The organism is Myxacorys chilensis (genome assembly GCF_059505265.1).
In genome coordinates this window covers 52,277-59,065 of sequence record NZ_JCACKG010000230.1, presented here as the reverse complement: position 1 = coordinate 59,065, position 6,789 = coordinate 52,277, and the positions used below count along the sequence as shown (strand labels likewise).

The window sequence follows — 6,789 nt, the reverse complement described above, 5'->3', positions numbered from 1 at the left end:
TCCTCCATTCCAACAGATTCACCAGCCAAAAACAACAGATCTATAGCATTACCGGCAGTCACGGCATCTGACGCTAAGTGCATCCAGACGAGACTCGGTTTCCAGAGGTAACAATGCCCGTGAGGAATGAAATTGGTCGAAAAAAAGGTGCTGAAGAGGTTAGGCATGCCAGTAGTCTGTCGAATTTATGTTAAAGGGGAACCGGAATCTGCAACTCCTGATAGGAGACCGCTTCCAAGAAGATTTATCTATGCTGCTCTAGTTAATAAATACCATAGCCCAGCCAGTGCGATCGATTGGGTAGCGATCGCGCGATCATGTTCAGACTCTTGGGTAGAAAGACGCTCATTGGCTAGCTACGGCAGGAGTACTAAAGAGCGATCAGGTATAAATTCGGTATTGCTCAACGCAAAGCGGGCAAGAACGCTATTCCCAATCCAAAGCTGACACCGTTCATCAAGACGCTGATTAAACTAGCCTGAGCGAGCGAGAGATGATGCTGACTGAGGCGCAGCAGTAACCACGCTTCGGTGACAATAGCAAACACTTCAGAAGCGGGCAGAGTGAGCCAACTCGGAATTCCCGCACTCGATGGAAACGATTCGCCATAGCTGACCCAAAAGGCAATCACTCCTGCCATCGCGATGACAAGCGGTGATGAGATCAGCCAAATCGTAAAGATTCTGATCAGCGTTTTGGGGTTAATGGTCTTTAACCGGATCAGGGCAACGCTAAATGCGATCGCAATGATCAGACTCGTTGCTCCAAAGACGCGAGTGGCTAAATATTGAAACGGTTGGAGCGATGGAAAGAAAAACCATACCACCGGAAAAGTGAAGAGATTGACCAGCGCCACGGCGGTCAGCATCCGAGTGGTGAATTCTCTGGTACATTTCCTCCAGCCAAAGAAGACAGCCGCGATTGGCGTTGCCAAGCTCCAAAGGATCGCTAATTCGCTGATTTCTGTGATTGCTAACGCTCTGCCAAACACTTCCCATCGGCTCGGCTTCATCGCTTGCCGATCGGGGAGCACAACCAGCTCTTCGTCGAGGGTTTTAACCAGGAGATGACGGTCGGCATAACCTGCGATCGGGCTGCGGAAATCGGTGATGAAGGCTTGGCTCGATCGCGCCCGATTCTGAAACTGGCCTACCAGCTTAAGATAGGGCGCTAAGGGTGGGTCACTGAGCGATACTCCTTTGTACAAACAGGTATGTTCTGCACATTCAAATCGATGCGGGGCTTTGAGAACGGGTTGAGTGGTGAGACAACTCGATCGAGAACAGGTTCCGTGTTGCATCAAGAGCGTTGGTTTTTCGCATAGCGCCGTTTGACACCCCACAAATTGCATTCCTTCCACCTCAGCGCGATCTAAAAAGGTGAACCAAATGTAGGGCGGGGGAGCAGGCGCATTCGCCAAGGCCGTGCAGGGAAGCAGAAAGACAACCGAAAGAATTAGAATGAACTTAAAGAAATACCTGCACTTCATCGATCAGTCCATGAAGAATAAAATGGCGTAGAAATCGTTGCGATTAGCGTAAGGCGCAACTCCAAAGGAATCGCAAGATAAATATCTAGCTAAATACCGATCAGTTTTAGCATGAGCCGTTTAGAATTTACATAGCGTTACACGTTAGCGGGTTGAGCTATGTCAGTTCCTTCAGAGTTGCGCCCTGCGCCAATTGCCTATCTGTTAGTAACTCATGGTAGCCGCGACGTGCGCCCTCAGCTAGCGATCGCTCGGCTCGCTCACCGAATTGGTCAGAAGTCTCGCGCCCTGATTGGCACAGCCGCTTTGGAATGCGCTCCCTCACCGCTTCACAAACAAATTCAAAACTTTAGTCAACAGGCATCCGAGCAGGGCATCTCAGAAATTCAAATTGTGCCGCTCTTCTTGCTTCCTGGCGTACATGTGATGGAAGACATTCCTCAAGAAGTTGAGAAAGCTCGACCCTTGGCAACGGCTAAACTGACGCTGATCTCCCATCTTGGCAGTCACTCTGGGTTAAAACCCCTAGTTTCGCGTCGATCGTCAGGAGCAGAGGCTCAAATCTTGCTCTCTCATGGCAGTCGTCGTGCGGAAGGCAACCTTCCGGTCGAAGCGTTAGCGCATCAATTGGGAATGCTGCCCGCGTATTGGTCTGTCGCGCCAAGCTTAGCCCTGCGGGTGCAAGAGTTAACAAGACAAGGATTTCAGACAATTGAAATTGTGCCGTATTTTCTGTTTTCGGGCGGTATTACTGATGCGATCGCGCAGTCGGTCAACCAACTGTCTCAGCAGTTGCCAACGGTCGAGCTTCGCCTCGCAGATCCCTTAGATGAAAGCGACGAATTAGCCGATGTCGTGATGAATTTGATGATGTGCGTTCCACTCTGATTTGAGTCCTGATGATTTGAGTTTTGGTGAACGCTAAACCGGACAAGAACGCACTTTTCACTTTGATAATCGGTATTTGAGACTGCATTTTTTAATCAATTGATTGTTTAGGCTAAGCACAAGGCTACATTCTCATATTTGCCTGCATGAACACCGCTGACGCTAGACTAATGACCTTAGATTCTTGTATTGGAAAGGTTTACCTCGTGGGGGCGGGACCAGGTGATCCTGGCTTATTTACCCTCAAAGGAAAAGCTTTGTTAGAGTGTGCGGATGTGGTAGTGTACGACGCGCTAGTGAGTGCGCCAATTTTGGCCATGATCAATCCAACTGCTGAGCGGATTGATGCTGGAAAACGACGTGGACGCCACTCGATGGCGCAAGACGAAATTAACCAAGTTTTGATTGATAAGGCGCAAACTGCCGCGATCGTGGTTCGGCTTAAAGGTGGTGATCCGTTTATCTTTGGGCGGGGCGGCGAGGAGATGCAGGATCTCATCAGCGCTGGGGTTCCAGTCGAAGTTGTTCCGGGAATTACGTCTGGAATTGCGGCTCCTGCTTATGCTGGAATTCCGCTGACTCATCGGGCGTATAGTTCGTCGGTGACATTTGTGACGGGTCACGAAGAAGCCGGAAAATATCGTCCAGCGGTAAATTGGAGTGCGATCGCGCGTGGATCTGAAACGATTGTGATCTACATGGGCATTCACAACTTGCCTTACATCATCGAACAATTGGAGAGCGCAGGATTGGGGTTAGACACACCGATCGCGCTCGTGCGCTGGGGCACTCGTCCTGAACAGGAACAGTTGATTGGCACGTTGGCGACGATTGTTGAGCAAATGGAAGCGGCAGAGTTCGCGGCTCCTGCAATCGCGGTAATCGGCAATGTGGTCAATCTCCACGAAATCTTGTCAACTAGTCGCCCGAAATTTTTAGCAGCAAATGTCTTGAATTGTTGATATCTTGCGTTCTCGAATCTTCCGGATGGCTAGATCTTTGGGCTTTCTTCTCGCCTCAACCCTTAGGAGAAGCCCAAATGAATCTTTGAGCCAGAGATGTTTGCGCCTTAGCATCATTTCAGATGCATCGCTTAGCTGAATCTGATTAGCTTGATTTTGAGATTCTGGAATATTGATGCAGAAACTTGTAGTGATACACAAGATCGTCTCTCCACAATGGCTGCGATATCACTACTGCGATCTTAAAGAACTTGATCGATAGGGCTGCACTACCCGTTTTCTACGTATTGAAAATTCTGAAATATATATTAGGAGGGGACATATGGCAGTCCTCACAACGTTTTTGCGCCCTGCTCGGCTGTTTAGAGCTTGGCGGAACCGATCGCTCTTAATGACTTTAGTGCTGAGTTTTACGATTTTAGAACCTACGATCGCTCCAAGCTCTGCCCTGTCCGCGAATTCGACTACAAGTAATATTGCGGCGTTAAAACAATCAAATCAGCGTTGGATTGAAATTCGGCTCTCTACTCAGCGGCTCATAGCTTGGGAAGGGAAGACAATGGTTCATGCGGTAATTGTCTCTACGGGGAAAGCAGCGACTTCGACGCCTGTAGGTAGTTTCGAGATTCAATCGAAACATCGAATTGCTCGAATGCAGGGCGATGACTATGACATTCCAGATGTGCCCTACACCATGTATTACTCAGGAGGCTACGCGATTCACGGGGCTTACTGGCATCGCAGTTTTGGTACTCCTGTCAGTCATGGTTGTGTGAATGTTGCTCCAGATCATGCACAGTGGTTATTCAATTGGGCAAAGATTGGAACCTCAGTTGTTGTACGTCAGTGACGACTCTAAGTCATCTGATGTCGAACTCAGTTCCGCTGCCCTCGATACGACTCGTCGCACACCGCGTGAAAGAACCCGAATATTAGCGATCGCACCTCGCGACGGCGTGACCAAAATGATTCACATGTTGTATTGGCTCGGATTTGCAGAGGGAGGATTTGTTAACTATGAGGGCGGTTTTTTTCGACTTTAACGAAATCGCCCTGTCGTTATGATGAAAACAGTCTGACGTGCTAAACGCTCGGAGAAACCTTATGACTCCTCAATCAAATCTCATCACTGATGCCGAGTCCGATCAAGACGTTGAAGACATTCCGCCTCTGCCGCCGTGCGATCTCTATAGCGATGAACCCGAAATGGAATCCGACTTGCATCTTCGGCAAATGGTCTTGCTGATTAGCTGCCTAGAGTGGTTATGGCGCGATCGCACTGATTACTTTGTCGGGGGAAACCTCACCGTTTATTACAGTCAGAAGCGAATTAAAACTCGCGACTTTCGAGGACCTGATTTCTTTGTCGTGCAAGGCATTGAGCCGCGATCGCGTAAAAGTTGGACGGTTTGGGAAGAAGACGGCAGATACCCAGATGTGATTGTCGAGATTCTGTCAGAATCAACCGCAGAAGTTGATCGAACGACCAAGAAGAAGTTGTATCAAAATACCTTCCGAACGCTTGAGTATTTCTGGTTTGATCCAGAAACGTTTGAATTTGCAGGGTTTTCTCTCAACCGGAGTGGTTATCAACCGATTCAGCCAAGTTCTCAAGGTCAATTGTGGAGTGAGCAACTGCAACTCTTTCTGGGAGTACATCAAGGTAAGCTTCGGTTTTTCGCGCCGACAGGTGAGTTAGTTCCAACTCCCGAAGAAGCCGCTTTATCTGAGCAGCAACAGCGCTTAGCCGCAGAGCGACGTGCCGAGCAAGAAGCTCAACGGGCGGAGCGACTCGCCGCGAAACTTCGAGGGTTGAATATTGATCCAGAAAATGTTTAAACCGCAAAGCTGTTTCCACCCTTGTTGCAGGAAGTCTCAGGAACCAGAACGCCTAACTTTAGAACCTGACTTCAGAATGAGTCTTCATCCGTTGCATTCACTATCAATATCTGCTGCATCGTCACAGGAATTCATTTCAAAATTTGCTTGATGGACTGCAAAGCGGCGTCCTCGGTTTCTCTCAAAAGCTTTAGCGTAATGGTTTTATCGTTGGGACTATGATAGTTCGGTTCATAGCCTCGATTGAAGAACAGCACCGGAACATTCTGTGACTTAAAGGAAGCATGGTCGCTGCTGCCAAGACGGAGGGCAGGATTCTTCATCATCGTCTCATCGACTTTGGTAAATGATTTCAACGATAACGATCCGTCCATTTGTAGGGTTGGATTCACAGCAACCATATCAAAGTTGAGCATTCCTTTCAGGTTTGAGAGAAACTGAGGAGTCGCTCGATTGACAAAGGCCTGCGATCCTTGCAGTCCGTCTTCTTCCCCATCAAAGGCGATAAACCAGATTTGGCGTGAGAGCGACGATTGGCTATGTCCAAAGGATGGCGAAAGTTGGCGCGCGATCGCTAACACAACTGCCGTTCCTGAAGCGTTATCATTCGCTCCTGGTGAGCCGGGAACCGAGTCATAGTGTGCGCCTAAAATCAATTTGGGTTGTGTGACGCCAGGTAAATGAGCAATGACGTTCCGCGCCACGGCATCTTTCTGAGTATTGACGGTTAAGGTCGCGCTCTGGGCTGCGGTTCGAGCGCGTTCTATCAGCGGATCTCCTGCGGCTCCAGACAGTCCTAACACCGGAATGGCGGGTTCGCTCGTCAGTGTGCCGTGCACGTTCTTGAGTTCATTATTGACGATCACGATTGCGATCGCGCCTGCGTCCGCCGCATGTTTGACTTTCTCAGAAAACGTCATGCCGCCGCGACGGGCAATTGCGATCGCGCCTTTGACCGGAACGCTAGCAAAATCATTCGGCTGTCCATTGTTTGGAATAGCAACCAATCGCCCACTGATTTGGCCTGCAATCGAGCCGTTGTAGGCCCATCCTTCTAGAGCCTGACCGCCAATCTCTAAACTTGAGCCTAGATCCCTAAATTTAGGATACGTGAACGTCTGAATGTCCGTTTCATACCCTGCTTTGTGATACTGGTCGATCAGATATTGACTCGCCTTCTCAGTTGCCAACGTTCCTGCTACTCGCGCACCTAAACTCACTAGGGCTTGCACATCGGTCAATGGATCGATCGGATCGGGAGGCGTTGCTTGAGCGTTGGATGCGGTTCCTTTGAAGTTGTGCCCGGCGCTAATCACAATTGCCCCTGCAATTAAAATCGATAATCCTAAAGCGAAGTAACGTTTCAAGAGCTTCTTGAGGCTTAACGCTCGACTCATATCCTGCCCGACTCCCAGTTTGTTCATCTCACTGTAGCGGGATCAACAGCAGATCTCTAGTTAAACAACCGCTAAGGCTTCCTTTTAGCTATTCCTTTTCGATAGTTTAAAGATGCTGTGATCTCACTTCCTCCAATAGAGTTTCCAGATACAACACTTAGGTTCGTAATTTCTTCAACGAAGTTCCCGCTTGCAGTAATGGAGTTCTCCGATA

General features: G+C 49.0%; 7 protein-coding genes. 5 read left to right on the top strand and 2 right to left on the bottom strand.

What is annotated here, in order from left to right; all coding sequences use genetic code 11:
• Nucleotides 1-403: 403 nt before the first annotated feature.
• Nucleotides 404-1,489: a hypothetical protein gene (locus AC5JLB_RS23550; RefSeq protein ID WP_495876262.1), complete on the bottom strand. Its 1,086-nt coding sequence runs from the start codon at nucleotides 1,487-1,489 to the stop codon at nucleotides 404-406.
• Nucleotides 1,490-1,648: 159 nt separating this feature from the next.
• Between AC5JLB_RS23550 and AC5JLB_RS23545 the strand changes: the two genes are divergently transcribed.
• The 5 genes from AC5JLB_RS23545 to AC5JLB_RS23525 all read left to right on the top strand — a co-directional run bounded on the left by AC5JLB_RS23545 (nucleotide 1,649) and on the right by AC5JLB_RS23525 (nucleotide 5,178).
• Nucleotides 1,649-2,377, top strand: coding sequence for a sirohydrochlorin chelatase (locus AC5JLB_RS23545; RefSeq protein ID WP_495876261.1), 729 nt, complete (start codon nucleotides 1,649-1,651; stop codon nucleotides 2,375-2,377).
• Nucleotides 2,378-2,547: 170 nt separating this feature from the next.
• Nucleotides 2,548-3,339, top strand: a complete 792-nt coding sequence (gene cobA / locus AC5JLB_RS23540) for a uroporphyrinogen-III C-methyltransferase (RefSeq protein ID WP_495876260.1) — start codon at nucleotides 2,548-2,550, stop codon at nucleotides 3,337-3,339.
• 322 nt (nucleotides 3,340-3,661) lie between these two features.
• Nucleotides 3,662-4,189 (top strand): L,D-transpeptidase, encoded by a 528-nt coding sequence (locus AC5JLB_RS23535; protein WP_495876259.1) that lies wholly within the window; start codon nucleotides 3,662-3,664, stop codon nucleotides 4,187-4,189.
• Nucleotides 4,173-4,382 (top strand): hypothetical protein, encoded by a 210-nt coding sequence (locus AC5JLB_RS23530; RefSeq protein ID WP_495876258.1) that lies wholly within the window; start codon nucleotides 4,173-4,175, stop codon nucleotides 4,380-4,382. The genes AC5JLB_RS23535 and AC5JLB_RS23530 overlap by 17 nt, the downstream gene beginning before the upstream one ends.
• Nucleotides 4,383-4,443: 61 nt before the next feature.
• Nucleotides 4,444-5,178, top strand: coding sequence for a Uma2 family endonuclease (locus AC5JLB_RS23525; RefSeq protein ID WP_495876257.1), 735 nt, complete (start codon nucleotides 4,444-4,446; stop codon nucleotides 5,176-5,178).
• 131 nt (nucleotides 5,179-5,309) lie between these two features.
• Here the strand turns inward: AC5JLB_RS23525 and AC5JLB_RS23520 are convergent, their stop codons facing one another.
• Nucleotides 5,310-6,602, bottom strand: coding sequence for a M28 family peptidase (locus AC5JLB_RS23520; RefSeq protein ID WP_495876256.1), 1,293 nt, complete (start codon nucleotides 6,600-6,602; stop codon nucleotides 5,310-5,312).
• Between the last annotated feature and the right edge of the window lie 187 nt (nucleotides 6,603-6,789).

Excerpts from the sequence above, each read along its gene's own strand:
- AC5JLB_RS23550 (WP_495876262.1), bottom strand. The coding sequence starts at position 1,489 with ATGAAGTGCAGGTATTTCTTTAAGTTCATTCTAATTCTTTCGGTTGTC.
- AC5JLB_RS23545 (WP_495876261.1), top strand. The coding sequence starts at position 1,649 with ATGTCAGTTCCTTCAGAGTTGCGCCCTGCGCCAATTGCCTATCTGTTA.
- cobA (WP_495876260.1), top strand. The coding sequence starts at position 2,548 with ATGACCTTAGATTCTTGTATTGGAAAGGTTTACCTCGTGGGGGCGGGA.
- AC5JLB_RS23535 (WP_495876259.1), top strand. The coding sequence starts at position 3,662 with ATGGCAGTCCTCACAACGTTTTTGCGCCCTGCTCGGCTGTTTAGAGCT.
- AC5JLB_RS23525 (WP_495876257.1), top strand. The coding sequence starts at position 4,444 with ATGACTCCTCAATCAAATCTCATCACTGATGCCGAGTCCGATCAAGAC.
- AC5JLB_RS23520 (WP_495876256.1), bottom strand. The coding sequence starts at position 6,602 with ATGAACAAACTGGGAGTCGGGCAGGATATGAGTCGAGCGTTAAGCCTC.